The organism is Enterococcus caccae ATCC BAA-1240 (assembly GCF_000407145.1).
In the GTDB taxonomy this organism is placed as follows: Bacteria; Bacillota; Bacilli; order Lactobacillales; family Enterococcaceae; genus Enterococcus_L; species Enterococcus_L caccae.
On sequence record NZ_KE136473.1, the window covers coordinates 1,013,342 to 1,036,488 of the forward strand.

Sequence of the window (23,147 nt, forward strand, 5' to 3'; positions counted from 1 at the left end):
GTAATGTTGAAAAAAACAGCCTTACTCAAAACAAGTTTTCGTGAAATCAAACAGTCGAAAACACGGTTCATATCGATTCTAGGTATTATTTTTCTAGGTGTCATGGTTTTTGTTGGCCTAAAAGCTACAGGACCCGATATGACACAAACTGCATCGAACTATTATCAAAAGCAAAAATTACCAGATGCTCGAATCGTTTCGACACTTGGCTTAACAGATAAAGATCTTGGTAAAGTAAAACAGGTAAAAGATGTAGACACAGTTTTTCCAAGATATACAAAAGATCTCGCGATCAGTGAACGAAACGTGGCAGTTAAGTTTGTCAGTTATGATATAAAGGTCAAACAACCATTGATTGACTACAAAGTAGTGGCCGGTCGCATGCCTGAAAAAAGTGGTGAAGTTGTTTTAGATGATCTTGCACAACTGCGAGGGCATTATAAAATTGGAGAAATGTTGACTCTTTCAAAAGAAGACAACAAAGATAAAACTCTGAAAAAAGAACAGTTTAAAATCGTCGGATTTGTTCAATCACCTGAGTATATCGAAAATACATCAAGAGGCAATACAACAATTGGGAAAGGCTCACTAGATTTTTTTGCAGTCGTTCCAAAAGAAGACATGGACCTTTCAACCTATACAGAGATTCTAGTGTCGTTTAAGGGGTTAAGCGGGATCGATAGTTATTCCTCGAAGTATAAAGATAAACGTGAAAAAGGTGTTACATCTGTTAAAAACGTTATGAAAGAACGTCCTGAACAACGTGTAGAAGAAATTCGAGAAGAATCAAAAGCATCCTTAGAAAAAGCACAAAAAGAAATTACGGATGGTGAAAATGCTTTAAAAGATGCCGAGACAAAACTACAGGTTAGTGAACAAGAATTAGTATCAGGCAGGCAAGCATTAGCACAAGCTCAGGCTGACTATAGACAGCAAATCGCTACTGCAGAAAATGAACTTGTAGTGAATCAAACGGCGATTACAAATGGTGAGAACGAACTTGTGGTGCAAAAAAATCTTCTTGTAACGAAGCAAAACGAATTAGCGCAGGTGGCCAATCAAGTCACTGAAGGTCAAAATGCTTTACCAGGCTTACAACAACAACGGAACGAATTAGCTGCATCCAATGAATCATTGAATCAACTAGTTAATGGGTATCAAAGTTTAGGCTCTTCCATTGCCATTTTAGATCGTGTACCAGATGATTCATTAGCGGAAAGTATTGCAACAGCAGCTTCACAACTACAAGCGGAAGTTCAAGCTTTGGGTGCACCTGCTGAGGTTGCAGCGGCTGTCAATCAATTGATTGCTCAGCCGGAAAGAGGAAATATTGCGGTTGTTATGGGCGCAATTAACGTGGCCTTAGCGAATACAACATCCCAACAGGGGCAGATTGCACAAGGCATACAAACACTTGATCAAACGATCGGCACGATTAATCAATCAATTGCTGAATATACGCAAGGCCAACAACAACTAGCGCAAGCTGAGGCACAACTAGCCCAAGCCCAAGCGCAATTAGCATCTGGTAAAGAACAGTTAATAGCAGGTCGAGCACAATTGGAACAGTCAAAACTTGACGGTCAAGCAAAACTAAACGAGGCCAAAGTAAAACTAGATGAAGGTCAATCTGCCTATGATCAGGGGCTAGCTGAATTTCAAAAGAACAAGACAGAAACACTCCCTAAGTTGAATGATGCCAAGCAACAATTAGAAAAGAAACAAAATGAGTTGGCTGATTTAAAAACAACAGACTATTATTATTTTACAAGAGACGATAATCCAGGGTATTCAGAGTATGAAGATAACGCCAAGCGAATTTCTTCTCTTTCAACAGTCTTTCCAATTTTCTTTTTCTTAATTGCAGCGTTAGTCAGTTTGACAACGATGACGCGTATGGTTGAGGAAAAGCGTATGGAAATAGGTAGCTTAAAAGCACTAGGGTATAGAAATGGAGAAATTGCCTTTAAATTCTTAGTGTATGCGACTATTGCTAGCGTATGTGGCGCAGTTTTAGGTTTGTTTGTTGGCTATTATCTATTCCCTACTATTATTTTTGATGCATATGGACAGTTATATAATATTCCTGATTTTGTTACACCGTGGTATTTAAGTTATAGTTTGATTGGTGTTTTAGTTGCAGTTTTATGTACAGCGGGTGCTGCAATGGTCGTTTTAAGAATCGATTTATTCAGTACCCCAGCGAGTCTTTTACGTCCTAAAGCCCCTAAAGTAGGACAAAGAATATGGTTAGAACGGATAAAACCAATTTGGAATCGATTGAACTTTATTCAAAAAGTTACAGCGCGAAATCTATTCCGTTATAAGCAACGAATGTTGATGACAGTTCTAGGAATCGCTGGGTGTATGGCGTTGATCATTACAGGATTTGGCTTAAAAGACTCTATTTCTGATATAGTAGAAGTACAGTTTAACAAAATCTGGCATTATCAAGCAGTTGTTACCTTTAAAGAGGATGCTTCAGAAAAAGAAACTCAAAATTATCGTGCGGTATTAACTAAAGTAGATGGCTTGAAAGAAACGATGCCGTTATATGTAGAATCGTTAAAAACGACGAAAGAGTCGAATGCTAAACAAGATGTTTCGATTTATGTTCCTGAAAAAACAAACAAAATCGATCAATTTATTCTATTTAATGACCGACAATCAGGTGAAAAATATCAGTTAACGGACGACGGTGTAATCATCAATGAAAAGTTAGCTAATCTATTTCATTACAAAACAGGAGATACACTCGTTTTAAAAAATAGTGATAACCAAGAATACAAACTCAAAATCAAAGCAATTGCTGAAAATTATACTGGTCATTTTGCGTATATGTCACCAGCTTATTATGAAAAAATATTCCAAAAAGTGCCGCTCTATAACACAGAATTTTTACTCTTTGATAAAGCACCAAGCGAAACAGTAGAGGCGTCAATCGGAAAAGAATTGATGGAAAATAAAAATGTATTAAATGTTTCCTTCTTATCGATTTCAAGCGATGCTTTAGATGATACGATCCATAGTTTGAATATCGTTGTATGGGTCTTAATCACAGTTTCTGGTTTGTTGGCGTTTATCGTTTTATACAATTTAACGAACATCAATATTTCGGAACGAATCAGAGAACTTTCCACAATTAAAGTACTAGGATTTTACGATAAAGAAGTGACAATGTATGTGTATCGTGAAAATATTATTTTAACAGCTATTGGTATCTTCTTCGGTTGTTTCTTTGGAAAACTTGTTCATAGCTACGTGTTGACGACAGTTGAGGTTGACATGCTGATGTTCTCACCAACGATTCATTGGTTGAGTTATTTCTACTCAGCGTTGATCACATTATTTTTTACTTTACTGGTTATGATTTTCATGCACAAAAAATTGAAAAAAGTTGATATGATTGAAGCTCTAAAATCAAATGAGTAAAACAAATGAGTAAATGAAACGAATGGTCTTTTTCAAGACTTTTTCGTTTCATTCTTTTTTTGAAAACAAATACATTGTGCAGATGATTTTTTAAGATTCGCTATCCTTTTGTACGAAATATTGGTAAAATATAAGTATCTTCGGGAGAACGTTGAATGAGAATGGGAAGCCGAGTTAGCAAGGAACAATGATGAATGAAAACTCTTAGGTAGGAGAAAGGATGTGAGAACGTGATACAAGGTATCCCACTTGAAACGATTTATCTTTACACATTGATTGTTTGTGCGGGGATCGCTGTGTTATTGGTGATTTTTGGAGATGTTTTTGATTTTGATGGACCGATTGATCCCATGTTAGCAATACCCTGGTTGGCTTTTACTTCATTATTCGGTTATTTAGGAGAGCGCTTGCTGGAGTGGCATCACCTGGTGCTATTTTTAGTTAGTGGAGCAATCGCTTCAATACTTGTTTTTTTGTTGAATTTTTATGTATTGATGCCAATGAAAAACGCAGAATCAACCATCTCAATATCAGAGAAAGATATGGAAGGACATACCGCAACTGTTGTGACACCGATTCCAGTCGGTGGTATGGGGGAAATACAGTTGAAAAGTGTCACAGGATCGATCAGTCGACCAGCTGCTTTCTATGCTCCTCAAGAGCGAACAATCGAACGGGGAACACAAGTGTTGATTATTGAAATTAGAGAGCGTGTATGTTACGTGGTTCCTTACGAAGGAAGTTTACAATTATAAAAGAGAAGGGGTAGAAGAAAATGGAATTAGGGATTTTAGGACCAATTGTTCTGGTTGTGTTTATTTTATTAATGATGTTGATCGTGTTTATTTCGAAATATCAAACAGCTAAACCAGATGAAGCATTGATTATTAGTGGGAGTTACTTAGGGAGTAAAAATGTGCATGCGGATGAGCGAGGCAATAAAATAAAAATCGTTCGTGGCGGTGGAGCCTTTGTATTGCCAGTGTTCCAACGTTCAAACCGTATTAGTCTGCTCTCAAGTAAATTGGATGTATCGACTCCAGAGGTTTACACAGAACAAGGGGTTCCAGTGATGTGTGATGGAACATCGATCATCAAAATCGGTTCATCAGTTGAAGAAATCGCAACAGCTGCGGAACAATTTTTAGGTAAAACGCGTGAAGAGCTTGAAAATGAAGCACGTGAAGTGCTAGAAGGACATCTTCGTTCGATTTTAGGTTCTATGACAGTGGAAGAAATTTATCAAAATCGTGATAAATTTAGCCAAAGTGTGCAAGAAGTAGCAAGTGTGGATTTAGCGAAAATGGGTCTGATCATCGTATCATTTACCATTAAAGAAGTTCGCGATAAAAATGGCTACTTGGATTCTCTAGGTAAACCAAGAATCGCACAAGTTAAACGTGATGCAGATATCGCTGAAGCTGAGGCTTGGAAAGAAACACGAATCAAAAAAGCCGAAGCTGAAAAAGAATCACAACAAGCAGAATTACAACGTCAAACAGAAATTGCCGAAGCGTCAAAAGAAAAAGAATTAAAATTAGCAAGTTATAAAGAAGCGCAAGATATCGCAAAAGCCAAAGCCGACCAAGCTTACAATTTGGAAACAGCTAAAGCTCAACAAGAAGTTATTGCCCAAGAGATGGAAGTTAAAGTCATTGAACGTCAAAAACAAATCGAGTTGGAAGAAAAAGAAATCGTTCGTCGTGAAAAACAATACGATTCAGAAGTGAAGAAAAAAGCGGATGCTGATCGTTATGCAAAAGAGCAAGAAGCCCTGGCTCAAAAAGCTCGTGAAGTTGCCGAAGCTGAAGCAGAGCGTTTCCGTGTGGAATCATTAGCAGAAGCTGAAGCCAACCAAACACGTTTGGCAGGACAAGCTGAAGCAGAATCTATTTTAGCTCGTGGTGCGGCTGAAGCCGAAGCCAAACAAAAGATCGCCGATGCCTTCAAGGAATACGGCGAAGCAGCTGTCTTGAGTATGGTAATGGAAATGCTACCACAATTAATGAAAGAAGCTGCCCAACCGCTTAGCAACATTGACAAAATCTCTGTTGTCGATACAGGTAGTGGCGGTGAGAATGCGGGAGCTAACCGTATTACCAATTATGCGACAAATTTATTAGCAGGAACACAGGAAACATTAAAGGAAACAACAGGGTTAGATGTAAAAGAACTTATTGAAAACTTTTCTAAAAAAGGAACCAACAGTAATGTGAATTTCTATGGAGATGACGCATCATCTAGTGATAAAGAATAACAAAAAGTGGCTAAAATCCAGTGAGATTTTAGCCACTTTTTTATTTTTTTGTCTCATCTTGTTTTTTTTTCGCTTCAACTCGTTCTTGTACTTTCTTTTTAAGTTCTTCTAATTCTTTTTCTTTCTTTGCCAGTTCGATTAAATCTTCTTCGATCTCATGTTTCTCTTCGATTGGTTTTGGTTTGAAAAAGAAATTTAGTCCGATGCCAATAAAAGTCCCAATAAATGTATCAATTACTCTTGATAAAGCAAAGTAAAACGATTCTCCTTGAGGGATACTTAACGAAATCAGTAATAAAGTGGCGATCGCTGAGATGATTCCAGAATTGTTGTTCATCCCGTCAGAAATGACAATTACAACCATTACTAAAAAAGGCAGTAAAAATAATTCAACTAAGAAATCGTTGGAAAAAAGATCCTTAACTAAAAAATATATGATTGCTAAACCGCCGCCCAATGTGTTTCCTAGAATTCTAGATTTACCAAAAGTAAGGCTAGTCGTCAAGTCTTGTCGCAATGAAAAGACGGCAGCTAAGGCCGCAATCATGGGTGCACCCCGATCAAATACTTTAAATAAAATAATACACAGCATAACAGCTAAAGCTGTTTTGAATGTACGCATACCTAAGCGAAAAGGACCGACTTCCATGAGCTTTCTCTCCTATAATCAACATTTAATCAGTTTTCTATTTAATGATAACCGAAATAGAGGTAAAATTACTAGTATTAAAACAAAAGATTAATCATTTTGTGAGGAGTTGTCAAATGAAAATTGGATTAAGAACAGTCAAAACTGCCGTAAGTGCGACATTATCAATGATTGTTGCAGGGAGTTTAGGGTTATTATATCCAGCTTCTGCTGGGATCATTGCGGTATTAAGTGTTACAAATACAAAGAAAACCTCATTATTAACAGGATTTTATCGTCTCCTTTCTTTGGCATTAGCCACAGCTATTGCTTACCTTTGTTTTTCCATTTTAGGATTTAATGCGTTTGCATTTGGTGTCTTTTTACTTTTGTTTATTCCTGGGGCAGTCCATTTTAATCTTTCAGACGGGATTGTAGTGAGTTCGGTCTTGGTGACGCAATATTTAATTGAGCAAGATTTATCTTGGACGATTATTGGCAATGAGTTTTTATTGATGACGATCGGTGTTGGATTTGCTTTACTGATGAATTTATATATGCCAGATACTGAACAACATCTAAAAGAGGATCAAGAAGTGATTGAAACGATGTTTCGGAAAATTTTAAATAATATGGCTGCCTATTTAAATCAACCTAATAAAGAAAAAAACTTATTTGAAAAATGCAATGAACTAAAAGAATTTATCCGAACAGGTGAAAATTGGGCAAAAAATCATGCAGAAAACCAATTGATTTTCTCAAATCATTATTATATCGAATATTTTACGATGAGACGCTTACAAAGTAATCGTTTAAAAGACATGCTACGGATTTTAGAAAATATTACAGTTGAACCTGAGCAAGTAGAAAATATTCAAGGATTGTTGCAATATACAGCTGAAACGTTTGCAGAAAATAATAATGGACAAGATATTTTAGATCGAATTGATCAAGTGTACGATGTTTATCGTAAAAAGGAATTGCCGAAAACGAGAGAAGAATTTGAAAATCGAGCACAGTTATTTCAATTTTTACAGTTGTTTCAATCGTTCATTGAAATCAAAGCGGAGTTTGCTAAAAATCAGAATGAAAAGTAACTGCATGAGAGTTGCTTAAGACAATCAATAGTGTGAAAAGTTTTTTTGTCTCTTTAGTCAGAAATAAACTCTCCATGTTAAGCTTGAAGTTGACATTACTTGATACCAGAATGTTCTACAATTTATTTATAAGATTAACTTTCTAAATATAAAGCAAATATTAAAGTTTAGTTACGGAATCTAAAAATCCTAGTATTTGTAAAATCAAGGTGCTATACTTTCATCAAGTTCAAAAAATGACTTTTTCTTAATTTAAAAAATAAAAATAGTAAGTCTCTAAAAAGGTGGAACCAGAATTAATGACTGAAAAATGGCGTGAAGATCAAGAATATATGTCTTATGTGGAAGATTTGTTGGAAACTGAAGAAGTACAGCGTTTAGGAAACTATACGCAGCATGTTCACTCAACTCGTTTAGATCATTCAATCAGCGTTTCTTATTATAGTTATAAATTAGCTAAAAAATGGAACGGTGATGCTAGAGCAACAGCTCGTGCTGGACTTTTACATGATTTGTTCTATTACGATTGGCGTACAACAAAGTTTGATGAAGGGTCTCATGCTTATATGCATCCTAGAATCGCTGTGAAAAATGCGGAGAAGTTAACAGAGCTTTCAGATTTAGAACGTGATATTATCATTAAACATATGTGGGGAGCAACCATTGCTCCGCCAAAATACAAAGAAAGCTACATTGTTACAATGGTAGATAAATATTGCGCTGTCAAAGAAGCATCTGAACCGATGACAAATTCGGTAAAAGCAAAATGGCGTCAATATTTTCCTAGAAAGCAATCTGTATAATAAAGAAAGGAACTGAAGTATAACTCGAAGAGTTATGACTTCAGTTCCTTTCTTTATCTAATTTTGTAACAACTACGGTGTTTCGAATTCTTGTTTCATTTCTAATCGTTTTAATCTTTTGATTGCTTTAAAATAGGATGCAATCAAAACAATTACAGAACCGGCCCAAGCAAGCGGTGATGCTAAAGCTGCACCGACAAATCCTAAAGAAGCTGTCAAAATAATCGCTGCAAATGAACGCATGAGTAACTCCATGATTCCAGCCAATGTAGGAATGACACTTTGACCAAGACCTTGTAAAGTATAACGAATAATAAATAGGATTGCTAATAACCAATACATGCTACCATTGACATTGAAGTATAGTTGAGAAAGGTTTAACACTTCGGTTTCTTTTGCACTAATGAAAAGAGTCACCAAATCTTGACCAAAAAGAATCACAATTCCTCCAGCTAAAAGACTAAATCCAATACTCATAACTAGGCATTGATTGACACCTTGTAAAATCCGTTTATACTTTTTAGCACCATAATTTTGAGCTGTAAAAGTCGCCATCGCAATCCCAAATGACATCATTGGTTGAGTTGCAAACTGTTCGATTTTTCCAGAAGCCGCTTGCGCTGCTACTACATCGGTTCCTAAGCTATTTAGGGCGGCCTGTAAGATAATCGCACCGATAGCAATGATTGATGATTGAAAAGCCATAGGTAAAGCAATTGTTAGATGAGCTTTAAACTCATGTTTATCAATAGAAAAATCTTTTTTTCGTAATTGAAGGTTAGGTATTTTCCAATGAATATACAGTACACATAAGAGACTTGAAACAATTTGAGCTGTAACTGTAGCAATTCCAGCACCAGCGACTCCCATATGAAAATTAATGATCAAAATCAAATCTAGCACGACATTGATAATACTTGCAATTATCAGAAATAATAAAGGTGTTCTACTATCACCTAAAGCACGAATCACGTTTGAGAGTAAATTAAAAGCCATTGCAGCGAAAATGCCAGCAAAAATAATTGAGATGAAAACCTGTGCATCCTCTATGATTTCCAAAGGTGTTTGCATAAGCAATAACATCGGACGGACAAAAATCAAACTTAAAACAGTCAAAACAATCGTTACGATTGCACTGATGATAATACTGGTGGCAAAACTCTTTTTCACACCACGATAATCTTGTCCACCAAAGCGTTGTGAGGTCAAAATAGAAAGACCTGCCGTCAATCCTTGGGCAAATCCAATGATTAAAAACGTAATACTACCAGTTGATCCTACTGCAGCTAGCGCATCTTTTCCTAAAGTTTGTCCAACAATGATCATATCAGCCATATTGTAAAATTGCTGAAAAATATTACCTATTAATAATGGAATCGTAAAGAAAAAAATTAGTTTTGCAGGATTGCCATGTGTTAATTCTTTCAATGAAAACATCCTTTCAATTTGAGAGAAAATTATAGAGCGATTCATTTTGTCATTTTGTCAAAAAAAACAATAGTTCCAAACAATGGAGCAAACACAAGGAAGAGAATAAAAATTTCCTTTTTATAGTAGCATAATAATGGGCTTTTGCAAGTGCTTTATTCAGTCGCATTAGAATTATAATTTAAAGGAGTTTTTTCATTTTCAAGTCAAAGTAACGCTTATTTCTCCTCGTTTCTTTTTGAAAAAATTGGTATAATTGACCAGCACGGAATAAAGAAGTGGTATGATAGAATAGTTGATAAAAAGAAAGGAGACGACTATATGGAACGTGAACTAAATACACCCCTAAAAATCAGCATTTACATGCTCAAATGGCTAATGATTACCTCGTTGATTGGGTTAATAATGGGTGTGTTGTCTGCTTTTTTTCTGAAAAGTTTAGATACAGTGACGGAAATCCGACTAGATAACCCAGAATTGTTATTGTTACTTCCAATCAGTGGTGCTAGTTTTGCTTTTTTATATAAGAAGTATGGGGGCAGTGCGATTCGAGGAAATAACCTTGTTATCGATCAAGCCAATGGGAAACAAGAAAATATTCCACTGCGTCTTATTCCGTTGACGTTGTTTGGAACGATTACGACGCATTTATTTGGTGGGTCAGTTGGGCGTGAAGGTACAGCGGTTCAAATGGGCGGTGCTACAGCCAATGCTATAGGAAAGTTTTTTCGTTTAGATTCAATCGAGCGAGAAATCGTTATTATCAGTGGCATTAGTGCCGGATTTAGTTCTGTTTTTGGGACTCCGTTAGCTGGAACGATTTTTGGCTTAGAAGTTTTAGTGATGGGTCGATTGAGATCGGATGGTCTTTTTCCGAGTTTTTTTGCTGCTTTTTTTGCTAATTTTGTTACAGAGTCATTTGGTATAACACATACACATTATAGTATGGAGCAAATACCAAATTGGTCACTACTCCTATTTAGTAAAATAATGATTGCGGGTATCTGTTTTGGTTTAGCGGGATGGTTATTTAGCCGTTCGCTTGCCTGGATCAAAAAAGTATATGCTAACTGGTTTGGCAATGTAGTCTTACGCAATTTTGTCGGAGGCCTAGTTGTGGTAGGAGCGGTTTATATTTTGCAAACACAGCGTTATCTGGGCTTAAGTTTACCTTTGCTTAAAGATGCATTTAATGGAGAGAATCAGTGGTTTGACTTTCTTGGAAAGTTATTCTTTACAGTGTTATCATTAGGTGCAGGTTTTCAAGGTGGAGAAGTGACACCATTATTTGAAATAGGGGCAACTTTAGGCAGTAGTTTGGCGATGTTGTTACACGTATCCGTTCCGTTTTTAGCTGGATTAGGCTTCATCGGTGTTTTCTCGGGGGCAACGAATACACCTATTGCTTGTTTTATTATGGGAATTGAGTTATTCGGAAGTGATGCAGCACTTTTTTTATTTATGATTTGTTTGATTAGTTATATGTGTTCAGGCAATGCTGGAATTTATTCTGCCCAAAAAATAGAAATTGAAAAAGGTGTCTTGTTTTTACCAATCTTGACGAATTGGCAAAATAGAAAAAGGAATAAAAAAACTTATGCTACACTAGATGATGAGGTGAAAAAATGAAAGACTACCAATATCCGTTAGATTTAGATTGGACAATAGATGAAATGGTGATCGTGACTAATTTGTGGTCAGCCGTAGAACAAGCAAACGAAACTGGAATCGATACCGACGTTTTTTTAAAGGCGTACAAACGATTCAAAACAGTTGTTAAAAGTATTGGTGAAGAAAAACGTTTAGGAAATGACTTTCAAAAAGCATCAGGGTATTCGTTATATCGAACACTTCAACAAGCTAAAAAGCAAGAGTCAGGTAGATTGAAACTAGGAGCTGATTAAATTGACTTCAGAAAAAATGATTATCCAAATCAAAGAATGGTTAAAAGAGGCAGCAGGATATATTCAAGTTAGCTTGACCAATAAACTTTTGGTTTCTCAAAAGTCAAATAGAAAGGATCTAGTCACAAACATTGATGAAGAGACGCAAGCTTTTTTTATCAAGAAAATCAACCAGAATTACCCTAATGATCGCATTTTAGCTGAAGAGAAAGGCTTTGATACAATTGAGTCACTTGCTGGTCGTGTTTGGATTATCGACCCTATTGATGGTACGATGAATTTTGTCATGGAACAAGAAAATTTTTGTATCATGATCGCTGTGTACGAAGATGGTGTAGGACAGTTAGGATTTATTTATGATGTAATGAAAGATGAATTGTATTGGGGCGGCAGGAAACAAGGAGTTTTTCTCAATGATCAAAAATTACAACAGCCAAAAGATACCGCTCTATCAAAAGGATTATTAGGAATGAATGCGTATATGTACGGTAAAAATATTTATGCTGCTGGTGAAATCGGTCATGCAAGCATGGGGATTAGAGTTAGTGGCTGCGCAGGAATCGAACTGATTGCGATGCTTAAGGGCAATCATATTGGCTATATTTCTAACTTAAGTCCATGGGATTATGCTGCTGGTTTAGTGTTACTTAATGAGTTTGGTTATAAGTATTCTAATATAGAAGGAAAACCACTAGCTTTTGCTAAACGTGAATACTTTTTGGCAGCAACTCCTACAGCATATGCTCAAATTCAGAAAGATTTTATTCGCAATTAGTACGTATTGCCTATTAAGATAGAAGAGAACGAGCGATAATTCATCAGAAAATGTTGCTTTTTTTCAGTAAATATGGTATTTTTTCAGAAAAAGGCAATAAAATATGAAGTTTTCACAACTTTTGAAAGCTTTAGACTATATTTCATGAAAAAAATTTGGTATAATAAACAGTCGGATTTAATGAACAAGTGACGTAAGGCAAAAGGATAAGGAGCAATTACATTGAAATACAGAGAAGATATTAGAAACGTGGCCATCATCGCCCACGTCGATCATGGTAAAACAACATTAGTAGATGAACTTTTAAAACAATCAGATACGTTAGATGGACACACACAATTACAAGAACGTGCGATGGATTCAAACGCTATTGAAAGCGAACGTGGAATCACGATCTTAGCTAAAAATACAGCAGTTGACTACAAAGGTACTCGTATCAACATTTTGGATACACCTGGACACGCGGACTTCGGTGGTGAAGTAGAACGTATCATGAAAATGGTAGACGGCGTAGTTTTAGTTGTCGATGCATACGAAGGAACAATGCCTCAAACACGTTTCGTATTGAAAAAAGCATTAGAACAAAAAGTAACACCAATCGTCGTTGTAAATAAAATTGATAAACCTTCTGCACGCCCTGAGCATGTTGTAGATGAGGTCTTAGAATTATTTATCGAATTAGGTGCGGATGATGATCAATTGGATTTCCCAGTTGTCTATGCATCAGCATTAAACGGAACTTCAAGCGATTCTGATAATCCTGAAGATCAAGAACCAACAATGGCTCCTATTTTTGATCAAATTATTGAACACGTACCTGCACCAGTTGATAACTCAGATGAGCCTTTACAATTCCAAGTATCATTATTAGACTACAATGATTACGTTGGACGTATTGGTATCGGCCGTGTGTTCCGTGGAACAATGAAAGTCGGAGATCAAGTTGCTTTAATGAAATTAGATGGTAGCGTGAAAAACTTCCGCGTGACGAAAATCTTTGGTTTCTTTGGCTTGCAACGTGTTGAAATCAATGAAGCTAAAGCGGGCGACTTGATTGCTGTTTCAGGTATGGAAGATATTTTCGTTGGTGAGACTGTTGCGGATGTTGCGCACCAAGAAGCTTTACCAATCCTACACATCGATGAACCAACATTACAAATGACATTCTTAGTAAACAACTCTCCGTTTGCCGGTCGTGAAGGTAAATATGTCACTTCTCGTAAAATCGAAGAACGTTTAATGTCAGAACTACAAACAGATGTATCACTACGTGTAGAACCAATTGGACCGGATTCTTGGACTGTATCTGGACGTGGTGAGTTACACTTATCAATTTTGATAGAAAATATGCGTCGTGAAGGTTACGAACTACAAGTTTCTCGTCCTGAAGTTATTGAACGTGAGATTGAAGGCGTAAAATGCGAACCGTTTGAGCGTGTTCAAATCGATACTCCTGAAGAATATATGGGTAGTGTTATTGAATCATTAAGCCTACGTAAAGGTGAAATGCAAGATATGATCCACACTGGTAACGGTCAAATTCGTTTGATTTTCTTAGCACCAGCTCGTGGTTTGATCGGTTATACAACTGAATTCTTGTCAATGACTCGTGGATACGGTATTATGCACCATACCTTTGATCAATATCTACCAATGATTCAAGGAACAATTGGCGGACGTCATCAAGGTGCTTTGGTTTCGATCGATACTGGTAAAGCAACTACTTACAGTATTATGAGTATTGAAGAACGTGGAACAGTCTTTGTAGAGCCTACGACTGATGTTTATGAAGGTATGATCATCGGTGAAAATAACCGCGATAATGACTTGACTGTAAACATCACAAGAGCAAAACAAATGACTAACGTTCGTTCTGCCAACAAAGACCAAACGTCAGTTATCAAAAAAGCAAAAATCCTTACATTAGAAGAATCATTAGAATTCTTGAATGACGATGAATATTGTGAAGTAACACCAGAAAGCATTCGTTTAAGAAAACAAATTCTTAATAAAAACGAACGTGAGAAAGCTAGCAAAAAGAAAAAAGTAGCTGAATAAAAAAATAAGTGGGTGGAATAAGACTTGAAAAGTTTTGTTCCATCTTTTTTTTGTGGATAACTTTAATGAATAATGACAAGAAATACGTATCTTAATTTTAGAAACCTTCATTTATCAAGGTTTTGTTGTTTGGAGAAATTATAATAGTGTTTCACAAAAGACGAATTGTTTCACAATCTATAAATCCTTCCTTGAATTGCAGTATAGCGCATGCTAAAATAACAACCAGACACGAAGAACGGAGAGAATTTCATGATTGGCATCAAAGATCTACTAAAAGAAAAATTTGGATACGATGAGTTTCGTCAAGGACAAGAAGAAATCATCAATCATGTTTTACATAAAGAAAATGTTTTAGGTATTATGCCCACAGGCGGTGGTAAGTCAATTTGTTACCAGTTGCCTGCCCTTATGTTAGAAAATTTAACTTTGGTAATTTCGCCATTGATTTCTTTGATGAAAGATCAAGTTGATGCGCTAAATATGATGGGAATTCCAGCAACGTTTATTAATAGTACGATTTCTCAACAAGAAATGAATAAACGCGTTCAGATGGCAGTTGATCGTGAAGTCAAGCTTTTATATGTAGCGCCTGAGCGTTTGGAATCCTTTGATTTTCAACAATTACTCCTACACGTCCCAATTGATTTGTTGGCAGTAGATGAAGCGCATTGTATTTCTCAATGGGGACATGATTTTCGTCCGAGTTATCTGCGCTTGGCTGAAATCATCGAACAATTTCAGCAGCGGCCGGCGGTTATTGCTCTGACGGCCACCGCAACACCTCAAGTAGCGGAAGATATTCTGACACAATTGCATATACCTAAAGAGAACCAAGTACAGACTGGTTTTGCTAGAGAGAATTTATCTTTTCAAGTGGTTAAAGATCAAAATAGGGATGTTTTTCTTTTAGAATATTTAAAATTGAATCAAGGTCAATCTGGTATTGTTTATGCTAGTACTAGAAAAGAAGTTGAGCGAATTTATCATCTCCTTCAAAGTAAAAAAATCGCTGTCGGTATGTATCACGGTGGGATGAATGAGAAAGAACGCAATCATAATCAAGAAGAATTTCTATTTGATAAATTACAAGTAATGGTTGCAACCAATGCTTTTGGTATGGGAATCAATAAAAGTAATGTTCGTTTTGTTATTCATGCGCAGATACCAGGGAATATTGAATCGTATTACCAAGAAGCTGGTCGTGCGGGACGTGACGGCTTACCAAGTGATGCCGTCTTATTATACGCTCCACAAGACTTGCAAATCCAGCAATTTTTTATTGATCAATCAGAAATGACCATTGATTATAAACAAAAAGAGTACATGAAATTAAGAGAGATGTCTCAGTATGCTAATGCTCAAATGTGCTTACAAAAATTTATTTTACGCTATTTTGGAGAAACTGGTCATGATTGTGGCCGTTGTTCCAATTGTTTAGATGAGCGGGAATTAGTGGATATTACAGTTGACGTTCAAAAAGTACTGTCATGTGTAAAACGAATGGGGGAAAAATTTGGAAAAGGTTTAGTTGGTAAAGTATTGACCGGTTCAAAAGATCAAAAAATTGATCAATGGCATTTTAATCGTTTGCCTACTTATGGATTGATGAAAGATCGAACGCAAAAAGAAGTAAATCAACTGATTGATTATCTGACTGCTGAAAGATATTTAAATCCATCTGATGGACAATATCCGTTGTTATCAGTTTCGCCAACAGGGATTCAAGTACTTTTAGGGGAACAGACAGTATTTAGAAAAGAGGATCAGCGTGTTCGTAAAGTTGTGGTCAATGATGGGTTATTTGAAACATTAAGAGAGCTACGGATGGATTTGGCACAGGAAGCAGGTGTACCGCCATACTTAATTTTTTCTGACAGCACTTTGAAAGAAATGTGCGAAAAACTTCCTAAAAATTCAATTCAGTTGCTACAGGTAAAAGGAGTAGGACAGAATAAATTAGATAAATATGGAGAGAAATTCTTATCAGCAATTGAAAGGTTCAAACAAGCAGAAGAAAACGGGAACAGTATTCAGTAAGTTTGAACTGTCAAACAAAAAAAGTTAGAGACTTGCTCTAACTTTTTTTGTTCGATGGGCTTCCTTTATATAGGATAAACAGCAAAACGTTTGTCTTTTAATGGAATGATTTGGATTGGTTCAGCGTAAAAATCTGCGAATGTTTCCTCATTAAATAGTTCTGATTGGGTTCCTTTGGCAAAGATTTGTCCATCTTTCAATAACATTAAGTGATTAAAGCATGGTAGAATTTCTTCAGTATGGTGAGTGACATAAAGCAATGTAGGGTGATTTTTCTGCTTTGCGATATTTTGTATTTGAGACAAAAGCTTCTCTCTAGCGAATAAATCTAAACCATTACAAGGTTCATCTAGAATCAACAATTCTGGATTGGTCATTAATGCTCTTGAGATCAAAACCAATTGACGTTCTCCTTGTGACAAAACTTCGTATTTTTTCCCAATAAGTGTTTCTCCACCAGCATTTTTTAAGATTGTTTTAGCTTGTTCTAGTTCGGCGTCAGTATAGTGCTGATAAATTCCGATACTGGCAAATTTACCTGAAAGAACAATTTTTTCGGCAGTTTCCCAATTTTTCATCCGATATTGTAAGGCAGTGCTGACCCAACCGATTCGACGCTGTAGCTCAGGTATCGAAGCCTGACCAAATACTTGATCTAATACCTCCAAACGACCTTGGGATGGCCATAAATAACCACAAATCAATTGCAAAAGTAGTGTTTTACCAGCTCCGTTCAAACCAAGAATTGCCCAGTTTTCCGAAGTTCCGACAGACCAATTGACGTTATTTAACAACGTCTTTTTATCCCGAATAAATGAGACGTTATTAAACTCAAAAGCTTTCATACTAACTCCTCCTTTCCTTTATTTTACCATTAAAAATCAAGAATAAAATAGAAGGGGCTGAAAAAAAATGAAAGAAGAAAACACTGTCAAGAAAATTTCATTGACAAAGCTTTCAAACCCTTGTATAATTGCTTTTGTTGCGTTATGAGGTGATGAATATGAAATGGTCTTTACTAGAACTAAACAAATACAAAGACAAACCATGTGAATTTTCAGAGACACTTGATTTAAAAGAGTCTTTAATGAAAAGAGACAATCTAATTCTAGATGTTAGTCCTGTTAAAGCAACTGGGATATTAACAGTAGGAAAAGAAGAGTATTTGCTTCACTATAGAATCGATGTTATTGTAACAGTTCCATCTTCACGTTCTTTAACACCTGTTCCTCTTACTTTTGCGATTGATGTTGACGAAGTTTTTATGACTCCTGAACAATATCAGCAAAGAGATGAACGTTTGGCAGATGAAGAAATTATTTTGTTGGAAAAACCAACAATTGATTTAGATGAATCCGTCGAAGATAACATTCTTTTGTCTATTCCAATTCAAGTATTGTCAGAAGAAGAACAAACAAGTCAAGATATGCCAAAAGGCAATGACTGGGAAGTTCTATCAGAAGACGAGTATGAACAGAAAAGACAAGTTGAAGCACAACAAACAATGGATCCTCGTCTTGCGAAATTATCCGAATTATTCAATGAAACAACTGAAGATGACGATAACTAGTAAGATTGGAATATATCGTGCATTTTATGCACACATCTTTACAAGGAGGTGGAACACCAATGGCAGTACCAGCTAGAAGAACTTCAAAAGCTAAAAAGGGCAAACGCCGTACTCATTACAAATTAACTATTAAAGGTTTGAATGCATGTTCAAACTGTGGTGAAATGAGAAAAAGCCATCACGTATGTCCAGCATGTGGACATTACGATGGAAAAGACGTAATCTCTAAAGAAGCATAAAACATTTTTTTGAAAATGTTAAAATCCCCTAGGCTAACCATGGAGCCTAGGGGATTTATTTTAATTAGCGAGATTTTTTTAATCGACATTCCTCTGAAATTGTCCAAAATCTAGAAATAAACAAGAATAAATGAAATTAATCGAACTATTTTGTTTTCATATCAAGCATTCTACGTTATAATAATGTAGATTATAAGAAAATTCTAATGAACTTCTTTTCAAAGATAGTGGGAGGATACAAGATGACAAAACAACAATTTGGTGTAGTCGGAATGGCTGTAATGGGAAAAAACTTAGCCTTAAATATCGAAAGTAGAGGTTATTCAGTTGCCCTATTTAATCGTACAGGTTCAAAAACAACGGATGTCGTTGAAGAACATCCAGATAAAAATTTTAAAGCGACTTATACTATTGAAGAATTTGTAGACTCTATTGAAAAACCTCGCCGTATTATGTTGATGGTTCAAGCTGGTTTTGCAACAGATGCGACGATTCAAGAACTATTACCTCATTTAGATAAAGGGGACATCTTGATCGACGGCGGGAATACATTCTTTAAAGATACGATTCGTAGAAATGAAGAGTTAGCTAATTCAGGAATTAACTTTATTGGTACTGGTGTTTCAGGTGGTGAAGAAGGTGCGTTGAAAGGTCCGTCGATTATGCCTGGTGGACAAAAAGAAGCTTATGAATTAGTTGCACCTATTTTGGAGAAAATTTCAGCTAAGGCAGAAGATGGCGAACCATGCGTTACTTATATCGGCCCTAATGGTGCAGGACATTATGTTAAAATGGTGCACAACGGGATTGAATACGGTGATATGCAATTGATTGCTGAGTCGTATGATTTAATGAAAAATATTCTGGATGTTTCAGTTGATGAAATGGCTGAGATATTCAAAGAATGGAATAAAGGAGAGCTAGATAGCTATCTTGTAGAAATCACAGCAGATATTTTAACACGCAAAGACGACGAAGGAACTGGTAAACCAATCGTTGATGTTATTATGGACGCTGCTGGTAATAAAGGAACAGGCAAGTGGACTAGTCAAAGTGCGTTGGATCTAGGTGTTCCACTACCATTGATCACGGAATCTGTATTTGCTCGTTTCATCTCTGCATACAAAGATGAACGTGTAAAAGCTAGTAAAGTATTGGCCAAACCAGAAACACCTGCTTACCAAGGAGATAAAAAAGAATTGATCGAAAAAATTCGTGAAGCTCTTTATTTCAGTAAAATTATGAGCTATGCACAAGGTTTTGCTCAATTACGTGTCGCATCTGAAGATTATGAGTGGGACTTACCCTTTGGTGACATCGCTAAAATCTGGCGTGCAGGTTGTATCATCCGTGCTCAATTCTTACAAAAAATTACAGATGCATATGACAAAAATCCAACAATCGAAAACTTACTATTAGATGAGTACTTTATTGATATCACTAAAAAATATCAACAATCTGTTCGTGATGTTGTTTCGATCGCTGTTCAAGCTGGAGTTCCAGTGCCGACGTTTGCTTCAGCTATTGCGTATTATGATTCTTATCGCTCAGAGCGCTTACCAGCGAATCTGATTCAAGCGCAAAGAGATTACTTTGGTGCACATACGTATCAACGTACTGATAAAGAAGGTACTTACCACTATAGTTGGTATAACGAAGAATAAATATGTTGGAAAACCATGGGATTCAAAGGCTTCTCATGGTTTTCTCTCTGTAATATACAAAAAATAGGTTGTTACTAGCTTTTTGAGTTAAAAGTGGGTATAATGGGTAGGCTTTAAGATAGCTTTTAAAGAGAAAGGACAAATAACCAATGAGTAATATTCTAATTATTGAAGATGAAAAAAACTTAGCGCGTTTTGTAGAACTGGAGCTGAAACATGAGGGCTATACAACAGAAGTTCACTACAATGGACGTACTGGTTTAGAAGCGGCTTTAAATAATGATTGGGATGCTATCCTTTTAGATTTGATGTTGCCAGAATTAAACGGGCTTGAGGTTTGTCGACGTGTGCGTCAAGTAAAAAATACGCCAATCATCATGATGACAGCACGTGATTCTGTAATCGATCGAGTATCCGGTCTAGATCATGGAGCAGACGATTACATTGTAAAACCATTTGCCATAGAAGAACTATTGGCGCGATTACGCGCATTACTTCGCCGAATCGATATCGAAGGAGATAAAAACGTAGCGAAGCAAACAACGATCACATATCGTGATTTAACGATTGAAAAAGAAAACCGAGTTGTTCGTCGTAATTCTGAAATGATTGAATTAACAAAACGTGAGTATGAATTGTTGTTGACATTAATGGAAAATGTAAATGTGGTATTAGCCCGTGACGTGCTACTAAACAAGGTTTGGGGTTACGAAACAGAAGTTGAGACAAATGTTGTGGATGTCTATATCCGCTATTTACGTAATAAAATTGATGTTCCAGGCGAGGAGAGTTACATTCAAACTGTTCGTGGAACAGGTTATGTGATGCGCTCGTGAGAACGGTGAAAATGAAAAAAGCAGCAAAAAAAGAACTGAAGGGGCCTTCTTTGACAATCAAGTGGGCTTCTGCAAGTTCTTTCTTCATATTTGTAGTGTTTACGATTTTTGCGGTAATCACTTATAAATCTTCTGTTAGTCTCATTGTTGAAAAAGAACGTGAAAATGTTGAAAGAACTGTCGCGGAAGTTGGCAATCGTTTGGCGAACGCTGATGAAAATCTAACAATAGCAGGTGTTTATGAGAAACTAAAAACGCCTAGCATCGATGAAACAAGTTTAGATAACAAAAAGCTTTCCGTAGAAGGATCGTTGATGGAGATGGACACGATGCTTTCTGAGTTAGGACAACCAGCATTATTCTTATCTGTTTATGACAAAGCTGGAACATTAGTATTCGAAACGCAAAAAGTCCAAAGCAAACTAGTGAAAGAAGAAAAGCAAGGTGCTGAAATTAGAACGTTAAATGATAAAACTGGTTTTTTAATCATCCAACCAGTGTATTCGAAAGAGAATAGAGAACAGATCGGCTATATTCAAGCCTTTTACGAATTGTCTTCTTTTTATGATATTCGAAACCGACTATTGTTAACTTTGATAATTTTGGAAATCATTTCATTGATACTAAGTAGTATCCTGGGCTTTATTTTATCATCTTATTTCTTAAAACCGATAAAGGTGTTGAGAGATACCATGGATACAATCAGAAAAGATCCACAGTCAGATATCCATATGCCTGACATCCATTCTAATGATGAGCTAGCAGATCTTGCTGAAATTTTTAATGAAATGCTTGATCGTATGAGGCGTTACATTGAACAGCAAGAACAGTTCGTAGAGGATGTTTCTCATGAATTACGCACTCCTGTTGCAATTATTGAGGGGCATTTGAATCTATTGAATCGATGGGGCAAGGAAGATCCAGAAGTATTAGATGAATCTTTAGAAGCTAGTCTACAAGAAATTGTTCGTATGAAGAGTCTTGTCCAAGAAATGTTAGATTTATCTCGTGCAGAACAAGTAGATGTTCAATATCCAAATCACACAACAAATGCAAAGCAAGTGGTCTATCAAGTGTTTAACAACTTTAAAATATTATACCCAGATTTTGTTATTACATTAGATGATGACTTGATCCATGAAGTGACGTTAGCTATTTATCGGAATCATTTTGAACAGCTTTTGGTTATTATTTTAGATAACGCGGTGAAATATTCAACAACTCGTAAAGAGGTGCATATCTCTATTTCTAAAACATTAAGTGAGTTTGAGATTGCTATCCAAGATTTTGGCGAAGGAATTCCGGAAGAAGATTTGGACAAAATATTTAACCGTTTCTACAGAGTAGATAAGGCTCGAGCCCGCAATAAAGGTGGAAATGGCTTGGGATTATCGATTGCTAAACAATTGGTGGAAAATTATAAAGGAAGAATAGATGCAGAAAGTGTTGTACATCAAGGGACAATATTTAGAATTTATATCCCAATAGTAGTAAAAACAAAGTAGGAGCATACAAGCTCCTATTTTTTTGTGTAATAAGCCGAATGATTGAAACTGATCTCAAGTTGAATACTATAGTAAAAACGAATGCTTGATTGCTCGTTGGAAGATTTGTTCGCTATGAAAAAAAAGTATCAAAAATAGCCATTTTCTAGTTGCATTTTATGATAAGTATTGTTATATTTATACATGTTCTGATGATTGTACTTTGACTTTCATTAAGCAGATAAAAAAAGTTTTTTTCTACTTGACGAAACGAAGTTAATCATGATAGAATAACAAAGTTGTTAATTCAAAACAGCTTGAATGTTTTGAAAAAACAAGAAAAAAGTTGTTGACAAATAACAAACAACCTGATAAACTAATGAAGTTGTCGCGAAACATTCGATAACATCAAGCAGAAAAAACTTTGAAACTTTTTTTAAAAAAGTGTTGACATCAAATCGAAGATTTGATATGATATAAAAGTTGCTGCGAGGTAACACAGTAGACCTTTGAAAACTGAACAAAGTAAGACGAACCAAATGTGTAGGTTGTTTTTACAACGGTAAAAACAAACAACAATTTTTAACAAAGCGAAGCAATATGCTAGCAAACAAATGAGCTTAACAATCGCAAGATTGTGTTCAACTTTTATTATGAGAGTTTGATCCTGGCTCAGGACGAACGCTGGCGGCGTGCCTAATACATGCAAGTCGAACGCTTCTTTTCTACCGAGTGCTTGCACTCATTTGAAAAGAGGAGTGGCGGACGGGTGAGTAACACGTGGGTAACCTACCCATCAGAGGGGGATAACACTTGGAAACAGGTGCTAATACCGCATAATAGTCGACACCGCATGGTGTTGATTTGAAAGACGCTTTCGGGTGTCACTGATGGATGGACCCGCGGTGCATTAGCTAGTTGGTGAGGTAACG

The 23,147-nt window shown here is 36.2% G+C and carries 18 protein-coding genes and 1 rRNA gene; 16 read left to right on the forward strand and 3 right to left on the reverse strand.

Annotated elements, in window-relative coordinates; all coding sequences use genetic code 11:
* Positions 1-3: 3 nt before the first annotated feature.
* From I580_RS10335 to floT, 3 genes are all read left to right on the forward strand, one after another.
* Positions 4-3,432, forward strand: a complete 3,429-nt coding sequence (locus I580_RS10335; protein WP_010771920.1) for an ABC transporter permease — start codon at positions 4-6, stop codon at positions 3,430-3,432.
* 230 nt (positions 3,433-3,662) lie between these two features.
* Positions 3,663-4,187: an NfeD family membrane protein gene (locus tag I580_RS10340; protein WP_010771921.1), complete on the forward strand. Its 525-nt coding sequence runs from the start codon at positions 3,663-3,665 to the stop codon at positions 4,185-4,187.
* A 20-nt stretch (positions 4,188-4,207) separates the two neighbouring features.
* Complete coding sequence (gene floT, locus I580_RS10345; protein WP_010771922.1) at positions 4,208-5,689, forward strand: flotillin lipid rafts scaffold protein FloT; 1,482 nt, start codon at positions 4,208-4,210, stop codon at positions 5,687-5,689.
* Between the two features lie 40 nt (positions 5,690-5,729).
* Here floT and I580_RS10350 read toward each other — a convergent pair whose 3' ends face one another.
* The gene (locus I580_RS10350; protein ID WP_010771923.1) at positions 5,730-6,338 is read right to left on the reverse strand and encodes an FUSC family protein; all 609 of its coding nucleotides are present in this window, start codon (positions 6,336-6,338) and stop codon (positions 5,730-5,732) included.
* A 116-nt stretch (positions 6,339-6,454) separates the two neighbouring features.
* On the opposite strand from I580_RS10350, the gene I580_RS10355 reads away from it, so the two are divergent.
* Positions 6,455-7,414, forward strand: coding sequence for an aromatic acid exporter family protein (locus tag I580_RS10355; RefSeq protein ID WP_010771924.1), 960 nt, complete (start codon positions 6,455-6,457; stop codon positions 7,412-7,414).
* A 299-nt stretch (positions 7,415-7,713) separates the two neighbouring features.
* Positions 7,714-8,217, forward strand: coding sequence for an HD domain-containing protein (locus I580_RS10360; protein ID WP_010771925.1), 504 nt, complete (start codon positions 7,714-7,716; stop codon positions 8,215-8,217).
* Positions 8,218-8,289: 72 nt separating this feature from the next.
* Here I580_RS10360 and I580_RS10365 read toward each other — a convergent pair whose 3' ends face one another.
* Positions 8,290-9,645 carry an MATE family efflux transporter gene (locus I580_RS10365; RefSeq protein WP_010771926.1) on the reverse strand — a complete coding sequence of 452 codons (1,356 nt, stop codon included), beginning with the start codon at positions 9,643-9,645 and terminating at the stop codon, positions 8,290-8,292.
* Positions 9,646-9,966: 321 nt separating this feature from the next.
* On the opposite strand from I580_RS10365, the gene I580_RS10370 reads away from it, so the two are divergent.
* The 5 genes from I580_RS10370 to recQ all read left to right on the forward strand — a co-directional run bounded on the left by I580_RS10370 (position 9,967) and on the right by recQ (position 16,422).
* Positions 9,967-11,274, forward strand: a complete 1,308-nt coding sequence (locus I580_RS10370; protein ID WP_010771927.1) for a voltage-gated chloride channel family protein — start codon at positions 9,967-9,969, stop codon at positions 11,272-11,274.
* Complete coding sequence (locus tag I580_RS10375; RefSeq protein WP_010771928.1) at positions 11,271-11,549, forward strand: UPF0223 family protein; 279 nt, start codon at positions 11,271-11,273, stop codon at positions 11,547-11,549. Before I580_RS10370 ends, I580_RS10375 begins: the two co-directional genes overlap by 4 nt.
* 16 nt (positions 11,550-11,565) lie before the next feature.
* Positions 11,566-12,324 (forward strand): inositol monophosphatase family protein, encoded by a 759-nt coding sequence (locus tag I580_RS10380; protein WP_034860288.1) that lies wholly within the window; start codon positions 11,566-11,568, stop codon positions 12,322-12,324.
* 222 nt (positions 12,325-12,546) lie between these two features.
* Positions 12,547-14,382, forward strand: a complete 1,836-nt coding sequence (gene typA / locus I580_RS10385) for a translational GTPase TypA (RefSeq protein WP_010771930.1) — start codon at positions 12,547-12,549, stop codon at positions 14,380-14,382.
* Between the two features lie 252 nt (positions 14,383-14,634).
* A complete protein-coding gene (gene recQ, locus I580_RS10390; RefSeq protein ID WP_010771931.1) occupies positions 14,635-16,422 on the forward strand; it encodes a DNA helicase RecQ in 1,788 nt (595 codons plus the stop codon).
* Positions 16,423-16,487: 65 nt separating this feature from the next.
* On the opposite strand, the gene I580_RS10395 is transcribed toward recQ, so the two are convergent.
* Positions 16,488-17,267, reverse strand: coding sequence for an ABC transporter ATP-binding protein (locus tag I580_RS10395; protein ID WP_010771932.1), 780 nt, complete (start codon positions 17,265-17,267; stop codon positions 16,488-16,490).
* A 158-nt stretch (positions 17,268-17,425) separates the two neighbouring features.
* Here I580_RS10395 and I580_RS10400 point away from each other — a divergent pair, with 158 nt between their 5' ends.
* The 6 genes from I580_RS10400 to I580_RS10425 form a co-directional block, all read left to right on the forward strand.
* On the forward strand, positions 17,426-17,992 hold the full coding sequence (locus I580_RS10400) for a YceD family protein (RefSeq protein ID WP_010771933.1): 567 nt from the start codon (positions 17,426-17,428) through the stop codon (positions 17,990-17,992).
* A gap of 59 nt (positions 17,993-18,051) precedes the next feature.
* A complete protein-coding gene (gene rpmF, locus I580_RS10405) occupies positions 18,052-18,231 on the forward strand; it encodes a 50S ribosomal protein L32 (protein WP_010763436.1) in 180 nt (59 codons plus the stop codon).
* Positions 18,232-18,473: 242 nt separating this feature from the next.
* A complete protein-coding gene (gndA, locus tag I580_RS10410; RefSeq protein WP_010771934.1) occupies positions 18,474-19,895 on the forward strand; it encodes an NADP-dependent phosphogluconate dehydrogenase in 1,422 nt (473 codons plus the stop codon).
* Between the two features lie 149 nt (positions 19,896-20,044).
* The gene (locus I580_RS10415; RefSeq protein ID WP_010765234.1) at positions 20,045-20,731 is read left to right on the forward strand and encodes a response regulator transcription factor; all 687 of its coding nucleotides are present in this window, start codon (positions 20,045-20,047) and stop codon (positions 20,729-20,731) included.
* A gap of 11 nt (positions 20,732-20,742) precedes the next feature.
* Positions 20,743-22,236 (forward strand): HAMP domain-containing sensor histidine kinase, encoded by a 1,494-nt coding sequence (locus tag I580_RS10420; RefSeq protein ID WP_010771935.1) that lies wholly within the window; start codon positions 20,743-20,745, stop codon positions 22,234-22,236.
* Between the two features lie 628 nt (positions 22,237-22,864).
* Positions 22,865-23,147, forward strand: a 16S ribosomal RNA gene (locus I580_RS10425); the annotation flags it as partial.

Excerpts from the sequence above, each read along its gene's own strand:
- I580_RS10335 (WP_010771920.1), top strand. The coding sequence starts at position 4 with ATGTTGAAAAAAACAGCCTTACTCAAAACAAGTTTTCGTGAAATCAAA.
- floT (WP_010771922.1), top strand. The coding sequence starts at position 4,208 with ATGGAATTAGGGATTTTAGGACCAATTGTTCTGGTTGTGTTTATTTTA.
- I580_RS10350 (WP_010771923.1), bottom strand. The coding sequence starts at position 6,338 with ATGGAAGTCGGTCCTTTTCGCTTAGGTATGCGTACATTCAAAACAGCT.
- I580_RS10355 (WP_010771924.1), top strand. The coding sequence starts at position 6,455 with ATGAAAATTGGATTAAGAACAGTCAAAACTGCCGTAAGTGCGACATTA.
- I580_RS10360 (WP_010771925.1), top strand. The coding sequence starts at position 7,714 with ATGACTGAAAAATGGCGTGAAGATCAAGAATATATGTCTTATGTGGAA.
- I580_RS10370 (WP_010771927.1), top strand. The coding sequence starts at position 9,967 with ATGGAACGTGAACTAAATACACCCCTAAAAATCAGCATTTACATGCTC.
- I580_RS10375 (WP_010771928.1), top strand. The coding sequence starts at position 11,271 with ATGAAAGACTACCAATATCCGTTAGATTTAGATTGGACAATAGATGAA.
- I580_RS10380 (WP_034860288.1), top strand. The coding sequence starts at position 11,566 with ATGATTATCCAAATCAAAGAATGGTTAAAAGAGGCAGCAGGATATATT.
- recQ (WP_010771931.1), top strand. The coding sequence starts at position 14,635 with ATGATTGGCATCAAAGATCTACTAAAAGAAAAATTTGGATACGATGAG.
- I580_RS10395 (WP_010771932.1), bottom strand. The coding sequence starts at position 17,267 with ATGAAAGCTTTTGAGTTTAATAACGTCTCATTTATTCGGGATAAAAAG.
- I580_RS10400 (WP_010771933.1), top strand. The coding sequence starts at position 17,426 with ATGAAATGGTCTTTACTAGAACTAAACAAATACAAAGACAAACCATGT.
- rpmF (WP_010763436.1), top strand. The coding sequence starts at position 18,052 with ATGGCAGTACCAGCTAGAAGAACTTCAAAAGCTAAAAAGGGCAAACGC.
- gndA (WP_010771934.1), top strand. The coding sequence starts at position 18,474 with ATGACAAAACAACAATTTGGTGTAGTCGGAATGGCTGTAATGGGAAAA.
- I580_RS10415 (WP_010765234.1), top strand. The coding sequence starts at position 20,045 with ATGAGTAATATTCTAATTATTGAAGATGAAAAAAACTTAGCGCGTTTT.
- I580_RS10420 (WP_010771935.1), top strand. The coding sequence starts at position 20,743 with ATGAAAAAAGCAGCAAAAAAAGAACTGAAGGGGCCTTCTTTGACAATC.